The 19,792-nt window shown below is 70.8% G+C and carries 18 protein-coding genes; 7 read left to right on the top strand and 11 right to left on the bottom strand.

Features of this window, described 5'->3' with window-relative positions:
* Window positions 1-235: 235 nt before the first annotated feature.
* The 3 genes from G6045_RS00090 to G6045_RS00080 are packed head-to-tail and all read left to right on the top strand — an operon-like array spanning window position 236 to window position 3,857.
* On the top strand, window positions 236-529 hold the full coding sequence (locus G6045_RS00090; RefSeq protein ID WP_165329620.1) for an SHOCT domain-containing protein: 294 nt from the start codon (window positions 236-238) through the stop codon (window positions 527-529).
* The gene (locus G6045_RS00085; RefSeq protein WP_165329619.1) at window positions 526-1,296 is read left to right on the top strand and encodes an ABC transporter ATP-binding protein; all 771 of its coding nucleotides are present in this window, start codon (window positions 526-528) and stop codon (window positions 1,294-1,296) included. The genes G6045_RS00090 and G6045_RS00085 overlap by 4 nt, the downstream gene beginning before the upstream one ends.
* Window positions 1,293-3,857: an ABC transporter permease gene (locus tag G6045_RS00080; RefSeq protein WP_165329618.1), complete on the top strand. Its 2,565-nt coding sequence runs from the start codon at window positions 1,293-1,295 to the stop codon at window positions 3,855-3,857. The genes G6045_RS00085 and G6045_RS00080 overlap by 4 nt, the downstream gene beginning before the upstream one ends.
* A gap of 214 nt (window positions 3,858-4,071) precedes the next feature.
* On the opposite strand, the gene G6045_RS00075 is transcribed toward G6045_RS00080, so the two are convergent.
* Complete coding sequence (locus G6045_RS00075; RefSeq protein ID WP_165329617.1) at window positions 4,072-4,551, bottom strand: ATP-binding protein; 480 nt, start codon at window positions 4,549-4,551, stop codon at window positions 4,072-4,074.
* A 230-nt stretch (window positions 4,552-4,781) separates the two neighbouring features.
* On the bottom strand, window positions 4,782-5,111 hold the full coding sequence (locus G6045_RS00070) for a hypothetical protein (RefSeq protein ID WP_165329616.1): 330 nt from the start codon (window positions 5,109-5,111) through the stop codon (window positions 4,782-4,784).
* Window positions 5,112-5,489: 378 nt separating this feature from the next.
* On the opposite strand from G6045_RS00070, the gene cds1 reads away from it, so the two are divergent.
* Window positions 5,490-6,587, top strand: coding sequence for an L-cysteine desulfhydrase Cds1 (cds1, locus tag G6045_RS00065; protein WP_165329743.1), 1,098 nt, complete (start codon window positions 5,490-5,492; stop codon window positions 6,585-6,587).
* Between the two features lie 33 nt (window positions 6,588-6,620).
* Here cds1 and G6045_RS00060 read toward each other — a convergent pair whose 3' ends face one another.
* The 3 genes from G6045_RS00060 to G6045_RS00050 form a co-directional block, all read right to left on the bottom strand.
* A complete protein-coding gene (locus G6045_RS00060; protein WP_165329615.1) occupies window positions 6,621-7,160 on the bottom strand; it encodes a YciI family protein in 540 nt (179 codons plus the stop codon).
* A 41-nt stretch (window positions 7,161-7,201) separates the two neighbouring features.
* Complete coding sequence (locus G6045_RS00055; protein ID WP_165329614.1) at window positions 7,202-7,684, bottom strand: SRPBCC family protein; 483 nt, start codon at window positions 7,682-7,684, stop codon at window positions 7,202-7,204.
* A 155-nt stretch (window positions 7,685-7,839) separates the two neighbouring features.
* On the bottom strand, window positions 7,840-8,670 hold the full coding sequence (locus G6045_RS00050) for a DeoR/GlpR family DNA-binding transcription regulator (RefSeq protein ID WP_165329613.1): 831 nt from the start codon (window positions 8,668-8,670) through the stop codon (window positions 7,840-7,842).
* 300 nt (window positions 8,671-8,970) lie between these two features.
* Between G6045_RS00050 and G6045_RS00045 the strand changes: the two genes are divergently transcribed.
* Window positions 8,971-11,253, top strand: a complete 2,283-nt coding sequence (locus G6045_RS00045; protein WP_235967338.1) for a hypothetical protein — start codon at window positions 8,971-8,973, stop codon at window positions 11,251-11,253.
* Here G6045_RS00045 and G6045_RS00040 read toward each other — a convergent pair.
* The 3 genes from G6045_RS00040 to G6045_RS00030 all read right to left on the bottom strand — a co-directional run bounded on the left by G6045_RS00040 (window position 11,223) and on the right by G6045_RS00030 (window position 15,501).
* On the bottom strand, window positions 11,223-13,616 hold the full coding sequence (locus G6045_RS00040; RefSeq protein WP_165329612.1) for a right-handed parallel beta-helix repeat-containing protein: 2,394 nt from the start codon (window positions 13,614-13,616) through the stop codon (window positions 11,223-11,225). The genes G6045_RS00045 and G6045_RS00040 overlap by 31 nt on opposite strands.
* Window positions 13,617-13,754: 138 nt before the next feature.
* Window positions 13,755-14,354, bottom strand: coding sequence for an Rv1733c family protein (locus G6045_RS00035; protein ID WP_165329611.1), 600 nt, complete (start codon window positions 14,352-14,354; stop codon window positions 13,755-13,757).
* Window positions 14,355-14,544: 190 nt separating this feature from the next.
* Window positions 14,545-15,501: a LysR family transcriptional regulator gene (locus tag G6045_RS00030; RefSeq protein WP_165329610.1), complete on the bottom strand. Its 957-nt coding sequence runs from the start codon at window positions 15,499-15,501 to the stop codon at window positions 14,545-14,547.
* A 73-nt stretch (window positions 15,502-15,574) separates the two neighbouring features.
* Between G6045_RS00030 and G6045_RS00025 the strand changes: the two genes are divergently transcribed.
* On the top strand, window positions 15,575-15,964 hold the full coding sequence (locus G6045_RS00025; RefSeq protein ID WP_165329609.1) for a RidA family protein: 390 nt from the start codon (window positions 15,575-15,577) through the stop codon (window positions 15,962-15,964).
* 142 nt (window positions 15,965-16,106) lie between these two features.
* On the opposite strand, the gene G6045_RS00020 is transcribed toward G6045_RS00025, so the two are convergent.
* From G6045_RS00020 to G6045_RS00010, 3 genes are all read right to left on the bottom strand, one after another.
* Window positions 16,107-16,919, bottom strand: a complete 813-nt coding sequence (locus G6045_RS00020) for an MOSC domain-containing protein (protein ID WP_408056281.1) — start codon at window positions 16,917-16,919, stop codon at window positions 16,107-16,109.
* Window positions 16,920-16,989: 70 nt separating this feature from the next.
* Window positions 16,990-17,448 (bottom strand): DUF6643 family protein, encoded by a 459-nt coding sequence (locus G6045_RS00015; protein ID WP_165329607.1) that lies wholly within the window; start codon window positions 17,446-17,448, stop codon window positions 16,990-16,992.
* Between the two features lie 428 nt (window positions 17,449-17,876).
* Window positions 17,877-18,875, bottom strand: a complete 999-nt coding sequence (locus tag G6045_RS00010; protein ID WP_165329606.1) for a class I SAM-dependent methyltransferase — start codon at window positions 18,873-18,875, stop codon at window positions 17,877-17,879.
* Between the two features lie 351 nt (window positions 18,876-19,226).
* On the opposite strand from G6045_RS00010, the gene G6045_RS00005 reads away from it, so the two are divergent.
* Window positions 19,227-19,792 (top strand): TerD family protein (locus G6045_RS00005; RefSeq protein ID WP_165329742.1); only part of this gene is annotated, 566 nt, incomplete at its 3' end.

Raw genomic sequence — 19,792 nt, 5'->3', positions numbered from 1 at the left:
GAGCGGGCAACGCAGGCAGGACTCCGCACGCCGTACTCCCATGGCAGGCGGATGGACGCAGGCCCCCACCAGCCGGGCGACCACCGGAAGCTGCGCTCCCGCCTCAGCTCGGGCCCCCGCGTACTCCCGGGGGAGCAGCCGGACAGCCGCTGCCCGTACGACGACCCGGACCCCGTCCACGAGCGAGTCTCAAAGCATCGAGAAGCAATGAGACCTCATCGAGGAGATGGTTCGGATGCAGACCCTGGCGCACTTCGGCGACGGCGGGCCCGGCCCGTGGATTCTGCTCTTCCCGCTGATCTGGGCGGCCGTCGTGATCGGCGGGATCACGCTCCTTCGCCGCACCGTCTGGCGCGGACGCGGACCGCGGGGCTCGTGGCGTGAGCGCCCCGACGCGCAGAGCCCGATCAGCGTGCTCGGCCACCGCTTCGCGACCGGTGAGATCGACGAGGACGAGTACTGGCGGCGGCTGACCGTCCTGAACGAGGAGTTCGGGCTCCGCGAAGGCCGCAAGGGCGGTGCGGCATGAGCACCGCGACCCTGACCGCCACCGCCGCCCGGGTCGTCGACGCCGTGAAGGTGTACGGCGCCGGCGACACCGAGGTGAGGGCCCTTGACGGGGTGAGCGTCGACTTCACGGCCGGCCGCTTCACCGCGATCATGGGGCCCTCGGGCTCCGGCAAGTCCACGCTCATGCACTGCGCCGCCGGCCTCGACACCCTCAGCTCCGGTTCCGCGTTCATCGGCGATACGGAGCTCAGCGCCCTCGACGACAAGCGGCTCACCCTGCTGCGACGCGACAGGGTGGGGTTCGTGTTCCAGGCGTACAACCTGCTGCCGACCCTCACCGTGGCGGAGAACATCACGCTGCCGATCGACCTCGCGGGCGGCAGGCGCGACCACGAGTGGATCGACGCCCTGGTCGATGTGGTCGGTCTCGGCGACCGGCTGCACCACCGGCCGACCGAACTCTCCGGCGGACAGCAGCAACGCGTCGCCGTGGCAAGGGCGTTCGCCGGACAGCCCGACGTCGTCTTCGCCGACGAGCCGACCGGCAACCTCGACTCCCGCGCGGGCGAAGAGGTCCTCGGACTGCTCGGCCGCGCGGTGCGGCAGATGGCCCGCACCGTCGTCATGGTCACCCACGACCCGGTGGCCGCCGCCCACGCCGACGAGGTGGTCTTCCTCGCCGACGGCCGGCTCGTCGACCGGATGGCCGCGCCGACCGCGGACAAGGTCCTCGACCGCATGAAGGCCTTCGACAGCCGCACCAAGGATCAGGGAGGAGCGTCATGAACGCCGCCACCGCGCGGATCAGCCTCTCCTCGCTCCGCGCCCACAAGCGCCGCTTCGCCGGCACGTTCACCGCGGTGCTGCTCGGGGTCGCCTTCCTCGCGGGCACCCTCGTGATGGGCGACACCCTCAAGGCGAGCTTCGGCTCGATGTTCGGCAACGCGGCCGGCGGCACCGACGCCGTCGTCCGCAGCGCCGACACCATCACCACACCCGGCGAGAGCCAAGGTGTGCGCAGCCCGGTGGATACCGCGCTCGTGGACAGCATCGAGAAGGTGCCCGGTGTGGCCGCTGCCGCGCCCAGCATCCAGGGCGCCGGTCAGCTCGTCGGCAAGAACGGTGACCCGATCGGCGGGGCGGGCCCGCCCACCCTGGCCGGCAACTGGATCGCCGACCCCGAGCTCAACCCGTACCAACTCGCGGAAGGACGCGCCCCGCAGAAGTCCGGCGAGGTCGTCATCAACCGCGGCGCCGCGAAGAGCGGCGATCTGAAGATCGGCGATACGACGACGCTGCGCACCCCCGACCCGGTGAAGGTGACCGTCGTCGGCCTCGCGACGTTCGGTGGCGCGGACGGTATGGCGCAGGTGACGTTCACGGGCATGACGCAGGCCGACGCGGAGAAGTACCTCACTCCCAACCCCGGTGAAGCGGCGACCATTTCGGTCCGCGCGGGACCCGACGTGAGCCAGCAGCAGCTGGTGGACGCGCTGACTCCCGTACTGCCTCAGGGCGTCGAGGCCATCACGGGCCAGGCGTCCGCCGAGGAGAACACGGATATGATCTCCGGGCAGTTCCTCGACCTGTTCACCACCTTCCTGCTCGTCTTCAGCGGCATCGCGCTCCTGGTCGCGACCTTCTCCATCCACAACACCTTCGCGATCGTCGTCGCCCAGCGCACCCGAGAGAACGCGCTGCTCCGCGCGCTCGGCGCCTCGCGTCAGCAGGTGCTCGGCGCCACCCTCGTCGAGGCGGCCGTCGTCGCGGTGGCCGCCTCCGCTGCCGGACTTCTCGGCGGGATCGGCATCGCGGCCGGGCTGCAGGCGCTGTTCCCGGCGATCGGATTCCCGTTCCCCGAGGGCGACTTGGTGATCAAGGCCCTCTCGATGGCACTGCCGCTGATCGTGGGCATCGTGGTCTGCCTCGGCTCGGCGCTCCTGCCGGCCGTACGGGCCGGACGCACCGCGCCGCTCGCCGCCCTGCGCGAGAGCCAGGTCGACGACTCCGGAGCCTCGCGCCGACGTGCGGTCGCGGGCGGTGCGCTGAGCGTCCTGGCGCTGGCGATCACGCTCGTCGGTGTCCTCGTCAGCCCGTCGCTCTGGCTGGCCGGCACGGGAGCGGTGCTCGCCCTCGTCGCGTTCGTGGTCCTCGGGCCGGTCGTGTCCAGCCGCGCCGTACGGATCCTCGGCGGACCCCTCGACCGGCTGCGCGGCGTCACCGGTGGCCTCGCCCGCCGCAACGCACTGCGCAGCCCCAAGCGGACCGCGGCGACCGCGAGTGCGCTGATGATCGGGGTCGCGGTCGTCGGTCTCTTCACGGTGTTCGCCGCCTCCCTCAAGGCGACCATGGACCAGACCGTGTCCCGTTCCTTCGCGGGCGATGTCGCCGTGAGCGCGCCAGCCTTCGGCGCGGGCGGCAGCGGACTCAGCCCCCGGCTCGCACCCGCCATCGCCGAGCTCCCCGAGGTCGGCAACTCCGTCGGCCTGGGCAGGGGGGTGGCCGAAGTCGACGGCGCAGGACGCCAGTTGACCGTGACCGACCCGGTGGACCTGGCCAAGGGCTTCGACCTCGGCACCGTCGACGGCTCGCTCCGGAGCCTCGGCACGGACGGGCTCGCGATCGCCCGGGACGAGGCCGACAAGAGGGGCCTCACCGTCGGCGACACGGCCCAACTCGCCTTCACCGACGGCAAGAAGGAACCCTTCACCGTACGAGCCGTCTTCGACCGGTCCGAACTCGCGGGCGACTACGTGATCACCCGTGAGGCCTGGGCCCCGCACCGCGCACAGGACTCCGACACCCTGATCGCGGTCACCTTCAAGGACGGCGTGAGCGCGTCCGAGGGACGCGCGGCGGTCGAGAAGACCGCGGCCGCTTACGGCGGACCCGAGGTACAGACCCGCGACGAGTACGCACAGTCCGCGGCCGGCGGCATCGACATGATGCTCACCCTGGTCTACGCCCTCCTCGCCCTGGCCGTCCTGATCGCCCTGCTCGGCATCGCCAACACCCTCACCCTGTCCGTACACGAACGCACCCGCGAACTGGGCCTGTTGCGCTCCGTCGGCCAGACCCGCGCCCAACTGCGCGCGATGGTCCGCTGGGAATCGGTCCTGGTCGCCGCGTTCGGCACCGCGGGCGGGCTCGCGCTCGGCGGCTTCCTCGGCTGGATCCTGGTCAAGGCCTCGGACGGCGCGAGCGACAGCGCGTTCGCCTTCGCCCTGCCGCCGCTTCAGCTGACGGTGGTGGCCCTGGTGGGCCTCGCCGCGGGCGCGGTGGCCGGCCTCCGACCGGCCCGGCGGGCGGCAAGGCTGAACGTGCTGCGGGCCATCGCCGCGGAGTGACTGCGCGGCACCCGCCAGCGGCTGACGGCGTCCCCCTCGCACGGAGGGGGGCGCCGTTACCCCGTACGGCGCAAGGGCACTCCCCACCCTTACCGCGGAGGGCGCTCCCAACCATTACGGCGGAGAACCCTCCCAACCCGTACGAAGGACAGCGCGTCCAACCCGTACGGAGGAGGGCGCGTCCACCCCGTACAAGAAAAAGATCACCGCCCGGTCAGCCCACCACGGCCGGCCGGGCGGGAGTCTCGGTGAAGGGGATCGCGCCGTGCATCGGGTACGCCGGGAGCGCCACCGCCGGGGACGGGGCCGGCAGGGTGAACCACACGGTCTTGCCCGCCGGGCCCTGCGGCCGCACACCCCAGCTCTCGCTGACGGCCGCGACCATCGCGAGCCCGCGCCCGCAGGTGGCCAGCGGATCGGCCGTGCGGATCTGCGGCACACGGGGATCGTGGTCGTGCACGGAGACGGTGAGGTGGTCGAGCAGCAGCTCGATCTCGACCGTGCACATCTTGTCCGGCTCGGCATGCCGGTGGACGTTGGTGAGCAACTCGGTGACGGCGAGCGCGGCACAGTCGATCAGAGGATCGAGATGCCAGTAGCGCAGCTGCGCCGAGACGATTCTGCGGACTTGCCCGATCCGCGACGGCAGGGCCTGGAGCTCCACCGTGCAGTGCCTGCTTGGCTGGCTGATCACGGCTGCGACTCCCCGAATTGAGGTCCGGAAGAAGACGGCTGACGCATCCGGAGTCGCCTCCGGATGTCCCACAGTGGCTGTCTGCTGGGCGGTGGCTGGGTCGCAGCGTGACCGCCGTTGAACCCTGAGTAGCGAGGTGAGTCCAGGGTGACCCAGGGGATACGGCTGTGCAACTTGCGTGACGTACCGCGAGGTCACACGGCGGGGCGCGACCCCGTCGGCCCCGAGGGTCAGCTGCGCTTGAAACGGCCGGTGGCCTGGCGCACGGCCTCGATGAAGCGGCTCGCGGCGGGCGGCCCCGCCTCGCCGGGAGCCGGGTCGCGCTCACCGAGCGTCAGCGAATAGCGGGTGCCGTTGACGGTGGCGAGAGCCTTGTCCTCGGGCACGAACCAGGGCTGACCGGCGCTCACCTCGGTCAGGGGCGCGCTGTCGATCTCCCGGCCGCTGCTCGTCAGCAATTCCAGGCGGCCACCCGCGATGCGCACCTGCCCGGCCCGCGTGAGCGAGCGCAGCCGCCGGCCGATCCGCACGCCCGTGGCCCGAAACTCCGTCTCCGCCATGAAGCTCGCCCCCAAGCTGTCCGCATCCGCCGTGGTCCGCCCCCGCCGCGAACGGCTGGCCGCCGGGGGGACGGTCCTGGCAGTCTGCCCGCGATACGGCTCGAGCACCAGTGCCCCTCAGGACGTCGCGCACCTGTGCCCCGGTTGCGCATGGCGGGCGTGCGAATGGGGAGCCCCAAGGGTGCCTTTGGGCTCCCCAAAGGGGTGTTTGTGCAGGTGAGAAGCGTGGGTTGGATGTCTATGCTTGAGGCGGAGCAACGGCTTCGCCGAGACGTTTTCAGCGGGCCGGAAGGGCCTGCCGGGAGACCCGGCAGGTATGCGGCAACCAAGGGAGCGTCCGCGGTGAGCACGGTGGAGAAGCCTCAGACCTCAGCGGTGATGTCCACCGTCGACGTGGACCGCAGCGATCTCGCGTACCGGCGCTGGCTGAAAGAGGCCGTGCGCAAGGTGCAGGCGGACGCGAATCGTTCGGCGGACACCCATCTGCTGCGCTTCCCGCTGCCGGAGCAGTGGGGCATCGACCTGTACCTCAAGGACGAGTCGACCCACCCGACGGGAAGTCTCAAGCACCGCCTGGCCCGTTCGCTGTTCCTCTACGGACTGTGCAACGGCTGGATCCGTCCCGACGCCCCCGTGATCGAGGCGTCCAGCGGGTCGACCGCCGTGTCGGAGGCGTACTTCGCGAAGCTGATCGGGGTGCCGTTCATCGCGGTGATGCCGCGTACGACAAGCGCCGAGAAGTGCCGACTCATCGAATTCCACGGCGGGCAGTGCCACTTCGTGGACGACTCGCGCGCCATGTACGAGGAGGCGGCCGCGCTCGCCGAGCGCACCGGCGGCCACTACATGGACCAGTTCACGTACGCGGAGCGGGCCACCGACTGGCGCGGCAACAACAACATCGCCGAATCGATCTATCAGCAGCTGAAGTTGGAGCGCTACCCGGAGCCGGCCTGGATCGTGGCCACGGCGGGCACCGGCGGCACCTCGGCGACGATCGCGCGCTATGTGCACTACATGCAGCACGACACCCGGATCTGCGTACCGGACCCGGAGAACTCCTGTTTCTTCGAAGGCTGGCTGAACGGCGACCCGGGCTGCACCAGCGACTGCGGCTCCCGTATCGAGGGCATCGGCCGACCGCGGATGGAACCCAGCTTCGTGCCGGGAGCGATCGACCGGATGATGAAGGTGCCCGACGCGGCGAGCGTCGCGGCCGTACGCGCCCTCGAGTCGGCGATCGGCCGCAAGGCGGGCGGCTCGACCGGCACCGGCCTGTGGAGCGCGCTGAAGATCATCGCCGAGATGGTCGCCGCGGGGGAGAAGGGCAGTGTCGTCACCCTCATCTGCGACCCGGGCGACCGCTATCTCGACAAGTACTACTCGGACAGCTGGCTCGCCGAACAGGGCCTGGACATCGGCCCGTACAGCGCCGCCATCGAGTCCTTCCTGGAGACGGGCATCTGGCCCAGCTGACGCGGCGGGCCCTGCCCCGCGGCGGGTGACTGCTCAGGCGCGTCCGCCCCGGCACCAACGCCGCGCCGTGACCGTCACGCCCTCGTCCGCGATCTCGTCGACGAGGGCCTGAACTTCCTTGTCCACGAGGGTGCGTACGACGGCGGCACAACCGGTGGACCGTACGCCCTCGTCATCGACGAGCAGGCCGAAGAAGCCCAACACGTCATGGGGAAGCTTCGGTTCGCCGGTGTCGAGCGGCCGTGCGCTCCACCGGGCCGTCACCAGCGTCGCGTCCTCGTCGCGGCTGATCTCGCCCTGCTGCCGCACGATGATCCGGTCCGCGGTGAAGTCCCGGTACAGACCACTGATCCAGTACGGCTCCTGCGTCGCGAAACGCTCGGCGGCGGCGCGGTCCGCCACCTCCACGACATGCAGGCTGCCGGTGTGCTCCTCGCCGTCCGCCGAGAGCGTCGGACCGCGCAGGACGAGCCGGTCGGCGAAGCGGTCCATGTATGACCAGTGCGCCTCGCCCTGCGCGATCATCCGGTCCTGGACATCCGGAGCGTCTGTGGCGTGCACGTAGAACAGCATGCGCAGAAGGTACTCGGGAAGCTGCGTTGCCCGGCGAAGAGCTACGAAGTCCGCGCCTTGGTGAGCTGCTTGTCGAGCGAGGACACCGCTCCGCGGAAGGCCGTGCCGAGCCCCGGCGACGCGATCTTGAAGAACGCGCGCAGCGGAGCCGCGCCGTCCACCGCGAACGTCCACTGGACACGGCTGCCCGTCCCGGCCGGAGTGATCCGCCACTCCTCGACGAGATGACGCACGCCCGGGGCGTTGGTCTCGTCCACGCGGTACGCGTACACCTCGTCGGGCTCCTTGGCGAGGATCGTCTCCTCGAAGCGGATACCGCCCGCCAGTTGAACGGTGCGCCGAGCACCCTCGTCGTGCGGAGTGGCCCGCTTGACCGACCGGAACCACGTGGGCAGGGACTCCACTTCCTCGGCTATCGCGTGGTACGCCTCGGCGGGCGTCGCGCTGATCTCGCGCGCGAACACCAGACGTACGGGCGCCACCTCGAGAAAGTCGAGCCCCACCGGGCTCAGTCGGCGTGCCATGGGAATCCCCCCAGTTGAATCCAGCAGCTCAGCGCCCGTGGGCCGGGCCCGGTCACCATAGCTGAGGGTGTGTCAGATGCGGAAGGACCGCACTCGCCGACCGACTGGCCATGGCGCAGTTCGCAGACGGCAACTGCCCCGGCCCGCGCGGTCGTTCAGCTCTGCGTCTCTTCGGAGTCCTTGCCCGCGACCACGAGCCGCTGCACCCGGTCCGCGATCTCCTCGCGCACCTCGCCGGGCAGACCCGCATCCGTGACCCAGGTGTCGACCTGTTCCAGCTGCGCGAAGGAACTCAGGCCCACCGTGCCCCACTTGGTGTGGTCCGCGACCACCACGACACGGCGCGCGGACTGCACCAGACGGCGGTTGGTCTCGGCCTCGGCGAGGTTCGGCGTGGACAGCCCGGCCTCAATGGAGATGCCGTGAACGCCGAGGAAGAGGAGATCGAAGTGGAGCGTGCCGATCGCCTGGTCCGCGACCGGCCCTACCAGCGAGTCCGACGGAGTGCGCACGCCACCGGTCAGCACCACCGTCGCCGCGCCCTGTCCCTGGCTGCCGGCGCGCTGCGCCGCGTGGAACACGTCGGCCACCCGCACCGAGTTGGTGACCACGGTCAGATCCGGGACGTCGAGCAGCCGGTGCGCCAGTGCGAAGGTGGTCGTACCGCCGGACAGGGCGATCGCGCTGCCGGGCGCCACGAGTTCGGCGGCCGAGCGCGCGATGTCCTCCTTGGCGCTGAGTTCGAGTCCCGACTTGGCCTCGAACCCGGGCTCGTGCGTGGACGCCTCGACCACCGGCACCGCGCCGCCGTGCACCTTCTCCAGGACACCCTGACGGGCCAGCGCGTCCAAGTCGCGGCGCACCGTCATGTCGGAGACACCGAGCTTGCGCGTCAGTTCATTGACGCGGACCCCGCCGCGGCGCCTGACCTCGTCGAGGATCAGGGCGCGGCGCTGTTCCGCGAGGAGGTTCTGGTTCTCGCTCACGCCCGCTCCCACTCCTGTTGCCGTCGCGTCGCCCCTCGGGCGAAAGAGCCCTCATCTTTGCACGTGACACCGCGTCCTCGTCCCCGCGGTCCGAGGGAGGGAACGGAACCGTACACGGCGGGGAGATTCCGTGACGAGGGGTGCACACGGGCCGGTGGTGGCGGGATCCTGATCTCGCACACGTTCGCTCAGTACGTAGGTGACTCACGGGGGAGCTGCTGACCGGTGCAGCGTGCCACGGCGGAGAAGACCGCTCTTGAACTGCTCGTCCACGGAGTGGGCGGGGCCACACCCGAGAAGATGCTCGGTGACCCGCGCACCGTGCGGATCACCGGCGACGACACCGCGGCCATATACCGCCGCACCGATGACGCGGACGCCGAACAGCGCCCCGAGGACTACCGGGACAAACCCGTCGCCGAGGCCTACGTCTGGTGCGGCCTGACCTCAGGCAACGGCGCCCGCGCGCTGTGGCTGCTCCTGCTGCCGTTCATGGTGGCCAACCTCGCGCACTGGATGCGCCCGAGCTCGCGCGGGCGCAGACGCACCATCCGCGTGTACGGGGTCCTGGTCCGGCTCGTCGGCCTCACCCTGACCGTGCTCCTGGTCGCCGCGGCCTGCGAGGTCGCGCTCGATCTGACGGCCTGGCAGTGTGCGGGCACCCCGTCCTGCGCCGACGACCGCGCATGGCTGGGATTCCTCTCGCCCGAGGTGTCCGGCGGCGGCTGGTGGAGCCAGCCCGGACGCCGGCTCTCACTCGCCGCGCTCGTGCCCGCCGCGCTCACCGGACTGCTCTGGTATCTCTCGCATCGCACCTGGAGCGCATACGAATCGGCGCAGCCGTATCCGCAGCAGCGGGAACAGGACGAGGACCCGCACCGCAGCGCGCTCTCCCGGCCCGGCTTCTGGTACGGCCGCCCCTTCGTGGCCCGGCTGCGCGCCGCGCACACCGCGGCCGGACTGCTCACGGTCGCCGCGGCGGTCGCCACCTCCGCGGCCCGCCACGACCGTGAGGCCGGCGGACCCGCGCTGCTCGACGGCGCGGGCCGGGTGCTCGAAGGCGTCCTGATCGCGGGCGGCCTGATCGTCGTCTATGTGCTGTGCCGCCGAGGCCGCAAGGACACGACGGTGGACGCGCATCTCGACCGTATGGTCGTCACCGTCCTGCCGCTCGCCTGCCTCGCCGTCCTCGCGCTCTGTCTCCTGTACGCGGGGTGGGACCGCCCCGGCTGGGTCTCGTCCGGCCGGCTTCCCGGCGACCAGACCTTCGGCGGGATCACGCTGGTGCAGGGGCTGCTTGTGCTGGCGCTCGCCGTCGCCGCGGCCGTCCTGTACCGCAGCGACCGGTTGGCGAGCACGGCCCTGCGCGGCCTCGGCGGCCCCTGCGTGGCGATGCTGGCCTGCGCGCTCGGCTCAGTGATGTCGGGCGGCGTGGCCCAGCGCGTCGGCGACTGGCTGGACGGGTCGGCCACACCGGGCGACGCCGACGCACCGCTGCCGGGCCCGCCCGTCCTGCTGTCCTGGCAGGCCGCCATGATCCCGCTGCTTCTCGTCGTGGTGCTGCTGCTCGCCCTGGTCTTCGGCGTGCGTACGCTGCGCCGCCGCCGTCTCGAACAGGCCCGGGTGGAACGGGAGTACGCGGGGGAGCGGCCGCATGAGCCCCGCACCCGGAAGATCGCCCGGGTGCGCGCGACCGCCGCCCTCACCGACAGCGCACCGGTGCTCATCGGCTGCGTCGCGGCCATAACGCTGCTGCTCGGCGCCGGCGCACTGACCGGGGCGTGGACGACCGGTGAGGTGCCCGGAGTGGCGGCGGCCGGCGCGCCCGGCTTCATAGGTGGGGCCGCTCAGACCGCGCAGGCGCTCGGATCCTGGCTGATCGGCTTCGGGTTCATACTGTTCGTCACCTGGGGCCGGCGCGCCTACCGTGACGCCTCCGCGCGCCGCACTATCGGCATCCTGTGGGACGTCGGCACGTTCTGGCCGCGGGCCGCGCACCCGTTCGCACCGCCCTGTTACGCGGAGCGCGCGGTGCCGGATCTCACCTGGCGCATGGCCACGTGGACGCAGAAGACCGAGGGCCGTCTGATCATCTCGGGGCATTCGCAGGGCAGTGTCCTCGCGGCCGCGGCCGCCTGGCAGTTGAGCCCCGCGGTCCGCAAGGGCGTGGGGTTGCTGACCTACGGCTCACCGCTCCAGCGGCTCTACGGGCGCTGGTTCCCCGCCCACTTCGGACCCGCCGCACTCACCGCGCTGCACCGCGAAGTCGACTGCTGGCGCAATCTGCACCGGCCCACCGATCCGATCGGCGGACCGATCGGCCTCGAAGGAGAGTGCGGTCCGGCCGTCGACCATCCGCCGCTCAAGGACCCCTTGGCGTACGGGCGTACGCAGACGCATCCGCTGCCCGCGCCGATCCTCGGGCACTCCGAATACCAGGCCGACCCCGCGTTCGACGAGGAGCGCGAGGAGCTGCTCCAGCGGTTGCGGCCCGCCGTGACCCAGGGGCTCGGTGCGGTTCCGTCCCAGCCCGGGCCTGACTCCGAGGGATCTCAGGGCAGTTCGGGCAGGTCCTCAGGGTAGAGCAGGGTCAGGTCGTCCGTGTCCACCTCGGCGAGCTGGGCGACCCGTCCCGCATGCCGTTCCACCATCGCCTCGAAGGTCTGGCGCGCGCTGCGGCCGTTGCCGAACGCCGGGCCCTTCGGCAGCACGGTGAAGTACTTGAGCAGCGCCTCACCGGTGTGGGGCGCGAGCCGGTACTCGTGCTCCTCGGCCTGCTGCTCCACGATGCTGAGCAGCTCCTCGGGCGAGTAGTCGCCGAAGGTGATGGTGCGCGAAAAGCGCGAGGCCACACCGGGGTTGACGGACAGGAAGCGCTCCATCTCGGCCGTGTAGCCCGCGACGATCACGACGACCGCCTCGCGGTGGTCCTCCATCAGCTTCACCAGGGTGTCGATCGCCTCGCGGCCGAAGTCGCGTCCCGAGTCCTCGGGGGACAGGGCGTAGGCCTCGTCGATGAACAGCACACCGCCGCGGGCCTTCTCGAAGGCCTCCTGGGTGCGGATCGCGGTCGATCCGATGTGTTCGCCGACCAGATCGACCCGGGACACCTCGACGAGATGGCCCTTGTCCAGGACTCCAAGGGCGGCCAGGATCTCCCCGTAAAGACGCGCGACCGTGGTCTTTCCGGTGCCGGGGGATCCCGTGAACACCAAGTGCCGGCGCGCGGAAGCCGCCTTGAGTCCGGCCTGCTGACGCTTGCGGCCGACCTCGATCATGTCGGTGAGCGCCCGCACTTCCCGTTTGACGCTCTCCAGGCCCACCAGCTTGTCGAGTTCACCGAGCACGGCGTTCGACGTGCGCACCGGCACCGGTGACGGTTCGTGCTCCGTGCTGCGCTGCCCCGGGATCGAGCCGAGCAGCCCGGCGGTCTGCGTCGCCGTCTGCACCGCTCCCTCCTGGACGGCGGGGCGGGTGACCGTGCTCTCGTCGCTGGTGCAGTCCTCGACCTGCGGACCGTCCTCGGCGAACTCGTACCCGCCGCGGGCGCATCGCTCCGTACGGCATTTGCGCAGTGTCGTGCGGCAGCCGTCGAGGACATGGAAGCCGTAGCCGCCACTGCCCGTCACACGGCAGCCGTGGAACGAACCGCGGCCCTCGGCCGACACATAGAAGCCAGCCTCCGCGGGCGAGGTCACCGTGCAGCGTTCGATCGAGGGATCGGCTCCCTTGGTGACGATCACGCCGGTCTGCGCGGCGTCGATGGTGCAGCCGGACAGCGTGCCGCCGCTGCCGTGGTCGCGGAACCAGGCGCCGGTCGCCGCCTCCCGGATCCGGCAGTCGTCGAGCTGGGCGGTGGCGCCGTCGCTCACCGACACGGCGGTGTTGCGTACTTGGGAGAGATCGGAGTCGACCACTTCGACGCGCGAGCCGCGGTCCAGGACGAACAAGGCGTCCGGTACATCGTGGACGCGGCAGGCATCGAGCACGGCCGTGGCGCCGTCGCTGACCCAGACCGCCGGATAGTCGCCCGTACTGTCATGGATCTCACACTGGTTGGCGTCCACGCGGGTGCCCGGATCCCACACCGACAGACCGTTGCGCCCGAAGCGGCTCACCGTGGAGCGCGTCAGGGTCAGCACCGAACGCGAGCGCAGATCCACCGCGTTCTCCGGGATGTCGTGCAACCGGCAGTCGGAGAGGGTCAGTACCGCGTCCGTGTCGAGCGTGACCCCGTCGGCGGTCGTGCGGTGCACATCGCAGTCCGTGAGATGTGCGGTGGCCCGCGAGGTGATCTGGACGCCCGCGCCCTTGATCTCGTACACCTCGCAACCCAGCGCCTCGAGCGCCGAGTTCTCCCCGGTGACGCTCAGGCCCGCGCCCGAGGCGTGGTGCACCCGGCAGCGTTCGAGCCGCGGGTGCGCACCACCGCGCACCACGACACCGGTCTGGCCGGCGGCCACGACCTCGCACTCCTCGAACACCCCGCCGCCACCGTCGAGTACGGCGATCCCGATGCCGGCCGGATTGTCGACGGTGCAGCGCCGCACGGTGGGCCGCGCGCCTCCGCGCACTTCGAGGCCGCTGGCCGAGCGCGTCACGATCCGCAGATCCGCGAGCTGGGGCGCCCCGTCCTCCACGAGCAGCGCGGGCGCCGCCGTGTCCTGTCCTTCGAGCTGCAGATCCTGTACGACGGCGGAGGCTCTTACCGTCAAAGGCACCCCGTCCACGGGCGCGAGCCGCACCGAACCGGGCGAGCCTTCGGGGCCGCGCAGGGTCACGGCCCGCAGCACCACCAGGTTCTCGCGATACGTGCCGGGGGCGACGGTCAGGACATCGCCGTCGCCCGCCGCCTCCAGTGCGGCGGCGAGGGAGGCGTACTCGCCGGTGCGGCGCCGCCACCGCGACGTGCCGGTGTGCGTCACCTGGACCGTGCCCTGAGCCATGGCGCTGCTTAGCCCCCACCTCTGCGTATTCGTCGCGTCTGACGCACCACCGTAGCGTGCGCGCGACGACCGCATTGACCGGTCGGCCAGGTCGTCACCGTGACGAGGAACCCACACCGCCGAGCGTGGCCGGTGGCCTCAACTGCCGGTACCGGTACGTCCCCAGTCGGGGCCCGCCTGCGCCCACTCGGTGTCCCACCGGTCGTAACGGCGGCGCAGCATCGACCAGACGGCGAGCCGGCGCAGCCCCTCGATCAGGCCGACCGTGAGACCGGCCGCACCGATTCCGGCGAGCGCGGCATGGACACCGGCGGTGCCGGTGGCCATGGGCGGTGCGACGGGCTTGCCCTGGTCGTCGACCCAGAGGGTGAACGTGTCGCCCACCTGCGGGTGGGCCCTGCCGCTGGCCACGGAGCCGTGTTGCCATGTGCCGTCCGGGGCCTGCCAGTCGGCCTGGACGCGGGCACCGGTGTCCCGGTCGCTCGAGGTCTCGGGGTCGGGATCGACGCGGTACAGCCCGGAGATTTTGTCTACCGTCGCCTGTACACGATGCCGGGAGTCATGCTGAACTTGTACTGCACGGTTGAGCGCCGCACTGCTCGATGCCCCGACCGCGGCCCCGACGAGTGGTGCCACAAGGAGCATGGCGAGCAAGGCGGACAGTGCGACCCAGGCCTCCAGGGCGTCGGTCGCGCGGCGCAGCGGATTTCCCCGCCAGCGCCACAGTCCTGTGATCATTTGCAACACTGCGCACCCCTTCCGTGTCCGCGGTGACGGCACGGCACGGTTCAGTACAACAGGTGCCCATAACGGACGGCGTCATCCCTGCGATGGCGCCCCTTTTGATCGCCCCGGGCCCGCCACGGCCGCGGGGCATTTCGCGTGTCTGTGATTCTCCCCCGTCCCCCTGCGGTTTCCCAGAGCGGGGTCAGGTTTCGCGGCTCCCTGCGGAGGGGCGAGCGGCTCGTCGTCCGGGCCGGTGCTCGTCCGACGGATCCTGACTGACGGTCTCCAACAGGTGGGTGACCAGCGGATTGTGGTCGTTCGCGCGCCAGGCGACGGCCACGTGTGTGCGGGCGGTGCCGGGTGCGAGCGTGCGGAACGCGACGCCCTTGAGGCGGATGCGCCGGATGCTCGCGGGCGCCAGGGAGACGCCGAGACCGGTCTCCACGAGCGCGCACACGGTCTGCCACTCCACCGTGTGCTGGACCACCTCGGGGGTGAATCCCGCCGCGGTGCACAGACCGATGATCCGGTCGTGCAGGGTCGGACCGACGGTGCGGGGCAGGAGCACGAACGGTGAGTCCGCCAACTGCGCGATTCGTACGGTCCGTTGGGCGGCCAGTGGATGGGCGGACGGCAGCACGGCCACGAAGGGTTCGCTGAGCACCGTCCTGAAGCGGAGCTCCGGCTCGTCGGTCGGGGGTTCGCGTACCAGGCCGACGTCGATGCTCCCCTCGTGCAGGGCGGCGAGCTGCGGAGCGGTGGTCATCTCGTGAATGTCCAACTGCACGCCGGGGAATCGGTCGCGATACGTGCGCAGTAGGCCGGGCAGGACCGTCAGGGCGAGGGAGGCGGCGAAGCCGATCCGCAGCCGGCCGGCCCGGCCGCTGCCGGCATCCCTGGCCGCGGACAGGCCGTTGGCCAGGGCGGCGAGTGACTGCCGTGCGGCGGGCAGGAGTTCGCGGCCGGCCGGGGTCAGGGCGACACCACCGGAAGCCCGGGTGAACAGCGCGTGGCCGACCTTGTCCTCGAGGCGGCGGATCTGCTGGCTCAGCGGCGGCTGGGCGATGCCGAGCCGTGCGGCCGCGTGGCCGAAGTGGAGTTCCTCGGCGAGGACGACGAAGGCGTGCAGCTGGGGGAGGGGGAGTTCGGGGCGCTCCATACGCCTAGGGATATCAGAGCATCCGTACAGACGTATTAGACGTATCGGTTTCGGCCCGCTTAGCGTTCGGCGCATGACAGAGCGACGCGCGATCCTCAGCGGTTCGGCCTTCGAGGAACAGATCGGCTATGCCCGCGCCGTGGTCGACGGCGACTGGGTGCACGTGTCCGGGACGACCGGTTTCGACTACGCGACGATGACGATCTCCGACGAGGTGGTGGAACAGGCCGAGCAGTGCCTGCGCAACATCGAGGCCGCACTGACCGAGGCGCAGTGCACGTTCGCCGACGTGGTGCGGGTGCGCTACCTGCTGCCCGACCGCGAGGACTTCGAGCCCTGCTGGCCCGTCCTGCGCCGCTGCTTCGGCGAGATCCGCCCGGCCGCCACGATGCTGATGTGCGGCCTCGCCGACCCGAGAATGAAGATCGAAATCGAGGTGTACGCGCGCCGGCAGGCTGGTTGATGGGCGCGCCCGGGCAGGGAAGACCGGCTGGCAAGCCTGCCCGGCGGCGGAGACCGCCGGGCTTGGCTGTACTGGTAAGGCCGCGCGGGCTGAGCTGCACGCGTACTGCCGGGCTCGGCTGCCCTCGCAAGGGAGGCGCCCGCTAGTCGAGCACCCGCACCGTATCCCCCACCCGGATCGTGCCCGTGGTCTCGGGGATCAGGTTCTGGCCGAAGACGAGTTGGTCGTCGAAGCGGCGGTGGCGGGCCAGCGTGCGCAGTGGCTCCTTGCCGCGCTCGGCGGTCGTCTGGTCCGTCGTCGTCACGACGCAGCGCCCGCAGGGCTTCACGAACCGGAAGACGGCCTCCCCGATCGCGACCCGCCGGAAGTCGTCCTCGGCCCACGGGGCGGTGCCCGCGATGACCACATTGGGGCGGAAACGATTCATCGGCAGCGGACCCTCATCGGCATGATCGCCCTGCGCGATCAGCGAGTTGAGGGCGTCGAGCGAGGCGAGCGTCGTGAGTAGCAGCGGATAGCCGTCCGCGAACGACACCGTCTCGCCGGGCTCGGAGTACTCGGGGTCGATGGGCCGCCGGGTGGCCGGATCGTCGAGATGGACCAGCCGGACGTCGGTCCCCAGATAGTCGCTGAACCAGGCGTGCGCCTCATCGTCCGCGAGCACGGCCTCGATCTTGTCCTGCCACACCCCCACCGTCACGGTCTCGTCGGACGCGGGGACGGTGACGGACAGCGTAGCGCGTCCGGGCGCGATGAACGTCACACCGCCGGTCGTCAATTCCGGCTCGACCAGAGCCAGTTGACGCTGCCCGCGCTGCGTGACCAGCCGACCGTCGGTGTCGACCAGGAGCCAGCGCCGGTCACCGGCGAGACCCCAGGGTTCGACCACAGCTGAAGGCGGCGCGAAACCTCGCGCCGCCTTCAACGGGTGCACATGAATCGAATGCAGTGTCATCGAATGCGATGTCGCGGTCGGCATGACACCCATCCTGCCAGTCCGCTCCCAGGCCCCCGCAGCCGGTCGATCAGTAACCGCGGCCGCCAGGATGCTGGCGGTAGTACGGGTCCTCGTAGGGCACGGGCGCCGGTGCGGGCCGCGGGGCGGCGGGCCGCATGGCCTCGTAGCCGGAGCCCGCCACCGGGCGCTGCGGCTGCGGCATGGGCTGCGCACCGGCGTAGCCGCCGCGCTGCACCGAAGGCTGCTGCGGGATGTACGGGGCAGGCGCGTGCTGCAGGGGCGCCTGCTGCTGGCCGTAGGAGTACGAGTGCTGCGCGGGCCCTGGCGAAGGGGCGGCCGGCAGCGCGGGAAGCGCGGCCGGCAGGGCGGGCAGGTAGCTGCCCGACGTGTCGTACGCGGAAGGCACCCGGATCGGGGCGATCTGCGGCGTACCCCGCTCGGCCACGAGGGAGTCGTAGATCGGGGTGTCCGGGAAGGACGGCGCGGAGTAGTAACCGCCGCCGTAGGTGGAGCGGGGGGAGGTCATGGCACATAAGTTAAGCCCACGATGTGCTGGTTGGATAGCCCTGACATCGGTGGGGCTTGTGTGGAAATCATCAGGACTTGACGCACCCGTTTCGCTTTGCGAGCCATGGGCTCAACTCGGCGGCCCCGAAGTCGCATCCGAACGGTCAAAATGTCGCTCAATTGTCCAGTTTGGTTTCACGGAACCGGCCACGGGACAGGCACGGCCCGCGCAACCTCGGACTCGGGCGGCGCGGGCCGCAGGAACAAGTGGCGCGGCGAAGCTCCGGATCCGTTCGAGCCGGCGGCCTCGAGGAGCGGGAGCCCGGCGCGTACAGGGGGCGCACGAAGGGTGGCCGGCTGCCCCCTTCGCCGCCCCCGGGAAGTTCACCCGGGACGGTGAGCCGGACTGCCGCCGTGACCAGGGAACCCGGATCCGGTAACTGGCCGTCAGCGCAGCCCGGCCTTGCGGGCGAGCCGGCCCAGACGGCGCCGCATGGTGGAGCGCCGGACGGCGGGTGCCGGAGCGGGCAGTTCGGCCTTGATCTGGCGGAAGTGGTCGGCGCGGGTCCGGGCGAGATACGCGTCGTCGGTCAGCGGCTCCGCGATCTTCCAGGCCCGTCGGTGATCACCCTCGTAATGCAGCACGAAGGCCTTGGCGAGTTCCAGTACGGACCGGAAAGGGATGCCGTCCGTGTGATCGCGGTCGATCTGTTCCTGTACGGCGGAGATCAGATCGATCTTCTTCTCGATGCTGAAGTCGTCCTCGGCGATGGCCCGGAACACCTCGTCCGGAATCCGTTCGGTGACCTCGAAGGCCAGGGTCGAGCGGATCGGCGGGCCCGCGATCTCGATGTAGGGGAGCAGTGCACCGGTGCTGTAGTGCAGCCAGGGCAGCCGCGGACCGGCGAAGTCCTGGTGAAGGAGCACCGATCCGGGCCGAAGACGCGGCAGAAAGCGCTCGGCCACACAGGTCCACACCCGGGCCGTCTTGGCGATGTCGACATGGAGGAACTCGATGGGCCGCTTCTCGTGGGGGTCGGAGGTCTCCCAGATGTCGCCGGCGTGTATCTCGACGAAGTCGAGGAAGGGGCCGAGGACTTCTTGGAAGTCCTCGAGGAAGGAACTCTGCCCGTCCGGTGCCTTGCCGCCCGCGAAGAACTTCTCGGTGGCGAAAGTGCCCTTTCCGACGCGGAAGAAGTCGTACGCGTGCAGCTTCGCGGAACTCCGGTCGAACTCGGGGTTCTCGCTCAGACCCAGTGCGGCGGCGTAAGTGGAACCCCCGCCGCCCGAGCCCAGTTCGATCAGGTCCCCCTGTGCGCCGGTCAGCCGGTGCTTGCCGAGCAGGTAGAGAAAGCGCAGTTCGAAGGCGCTGCATTGGGTGTACGGAAGGTTCTCCGGCAGCTGGACGGAGTCGAGCTGCGGGTAGAGCTGGCCGAGGGTCGGCATGGTGACCTCATGTCTCGCGCGGAACCGGTGAACGTCGAACGGCGGAGCCAAGTGGTGGGGGGAGCAAGGCACTTGTGGGTGTCGCAGGCTCGCGCGCGCGGATGGATGCGCCATGACGACCCGGCGTACATGCCATGAACGCCGCATCGCCGTACGACGGTGAATCCCGCCGTACCACCACCGGCCGGCCAGGAATTTGCCGTGAAGACCGGAAGCGCCGGACCTGGCGGTCGGGCTAAGTTGTGCGGGAACATCCGGGGTCCCACCGGCGGCGATGCCCGGTGGCCCCGCCGGTGGGGACCTTGTCGACGCGACGACGCGCTAGTGGGGGCACGAATGTCCATGCAGTCCATGCCTAAGGGCTCGAACGTTGCGGTGCCCGCGCCCGCCGTTCGGATCGAGATCGGCTGGCAGTCGGGCCCCGGCGTGCCCGACGCCGATGCCTCGGCGCTGCTGCTCGCGGCCGGCAAGGTGCGCAGCGACGCGGACTTCGTCTTCTACAACCAGGCCGCGCACACGTCGGGTGCGGTGCGGTACGAGGGCAAGCGAGCCGAGGGCGGGCAGACCGTCGACAGCCTGAGCGTGGACCTCGGGCGCGTGGAGCCGGCCATCGAAACGATCGTGATCGCCGCCTCGGCCGACGGCGGCACCTTCGGGCAGGTGCCGGGACTGAACATCCGCGTGGTGGACGCGGCGAGCGGGGCGCAGATCGCGCGGTACGACAGCGCGGACGCCTCGGTCGAGACGGCCTTCGTCCTGGGTGAGCTCTACCGGCGCCAGGGCGCGTGGAAGTTCCGCGCGGTGGGCCAGGGGTACAGCAGCGGACTCGAAGGCCTGGCGACCGACTTCGGGATCACCGTCGACGAACCCCAGCAGGCGACGCCCGCCGCCGCCCCGGCACCTGCACCCGCCCCGGC

The organism is Streptomyces mesophilus (assembly GCF_011044995.1).
GTDB lineage: Bacteria > Actinomycetota > Actinomycetes > Streptomycetales > Streptomycetaceae > Streptomyces > Streptomyces mesophilus.
The sequence above is the reverse complement of the archived record's forward strand: the minus strand, read 5'-3'. Positions and strand labels throughout refer to the sequence as shown.

What these genes read in the sequence shown, in the direction of transcription:
- G6045_RS00055 (WP_165329614.1), bottom strand. Translation starts at nt 7,684, where the DNA reads ATGGCACGCCGACTGAGCCCGGTGGGGCTCGACTTTCTCGAGGTGGCG.
- G6045_RS00045 (WP_235967338.1), top strand. Translation starts at nt 8,971, where the DNA reads ATGCTCGGTGACCCGCGCACCGTGCGGATCACCGGCGACGACACCGCG.
- G6045_RS00010 (WP_165329606.1), bottom strand. Translation starts at nt 18,875, where the DNA reads ATGCCGACCCTCGGCCAGCTCTACCCGCAGCTCGACTCCGTCCAGCTG.
- G6045_RS00035 (WP_165329611.1), bottom strand. Translation starts at nt 14,354, where the DNA reads ATGATCACAGGACTGTGGCGCTGGCGGGGAAATCCGCTGCGCCGCGCG.
- G6045_RS00080 (WP_165329618.1), top strand. Translation starts at nt 1,293, where the DNA reads ATGAACGCCGCCACCGCGCGGATCAGCCTCTCCTCGCTCCGCGCCCAC.
- cds1 (WP_165329743.1), top strand. Translation starts at nt 5,490, where the DNA reads ATGTCCACCGTCGACGTGGACCGCAGCGATCTCGCGTACCGGCGCTGG.
- G6045_RS00020 (WP_408056281.1), bottom strand. Translation starts at nt 16,919, where the DNA reads ATGACACTGCATTCGATTCATGTGCACCCGTTGAAGGCGGCGCGAGGT.
- G6045_RS00025 (WP_165329609.1), top strand. Translation starts at nt 15,575, where the DNA reads ATGACAGAGCGACGCGCGATCCTCAGCGGTTCGGCCTTCGAGGAACAG.
- G6045_RS00015 (WP_165329607.1), bottom strand. Translation starts at nt 17,448, where the DNA reads ATGACCTCCCCCCGCTCCACCTACGGCGGCGGTTACTACTCCGCGCCG.
- G6045_RS00070 (WP_165329616.1), bottom strand. Translation starts at nt 5,111, where the DNA reads ATGGCGGAGACGGAGTTTCGGGCCACGGGCGTGCGGATCGGCCGGCGG.
- G6045_RS00040 (WP_165329612.1), bottom strand. Translation starts at nt 13,616, where the DNA reads ATGGCTCAGGGCACGGTCCAGGTGACGCACACCGGCACGTCGCGGTGG.
- G6045_RS00090 (WP_165329620.1), top strand. Translation starts at nt 236, where the DNA reads ATGCAGACCCTGGCGCACTTCGGCGACGGCGGGCCCGGCCCGTGGATT.
- G6045_RS00085 (WP_165329619.1), top strand. Translation starts at nt 526, where the DNA reads ATGAGCACCGCGACCCTGACCGCCACCGCCGCCCGGGTCGTCGACGCC.
- G6045_RS00030 (WP_165329610.1), bottom strand. Translation starts at nt 15,501, where the DNA reads ATGGAGCGCCCCGAACTCCCCCTCCCCCAGCTGCACGCCTTCGTCGTC.
- G6045_RS00060 (WP_165329615.1), bottom strand. Translation starts at nt 7,160, where the DNA reads ATGCTGTTCTACGTGCACGCCACAGACGCTCCGGATGTCCAGGACCGG.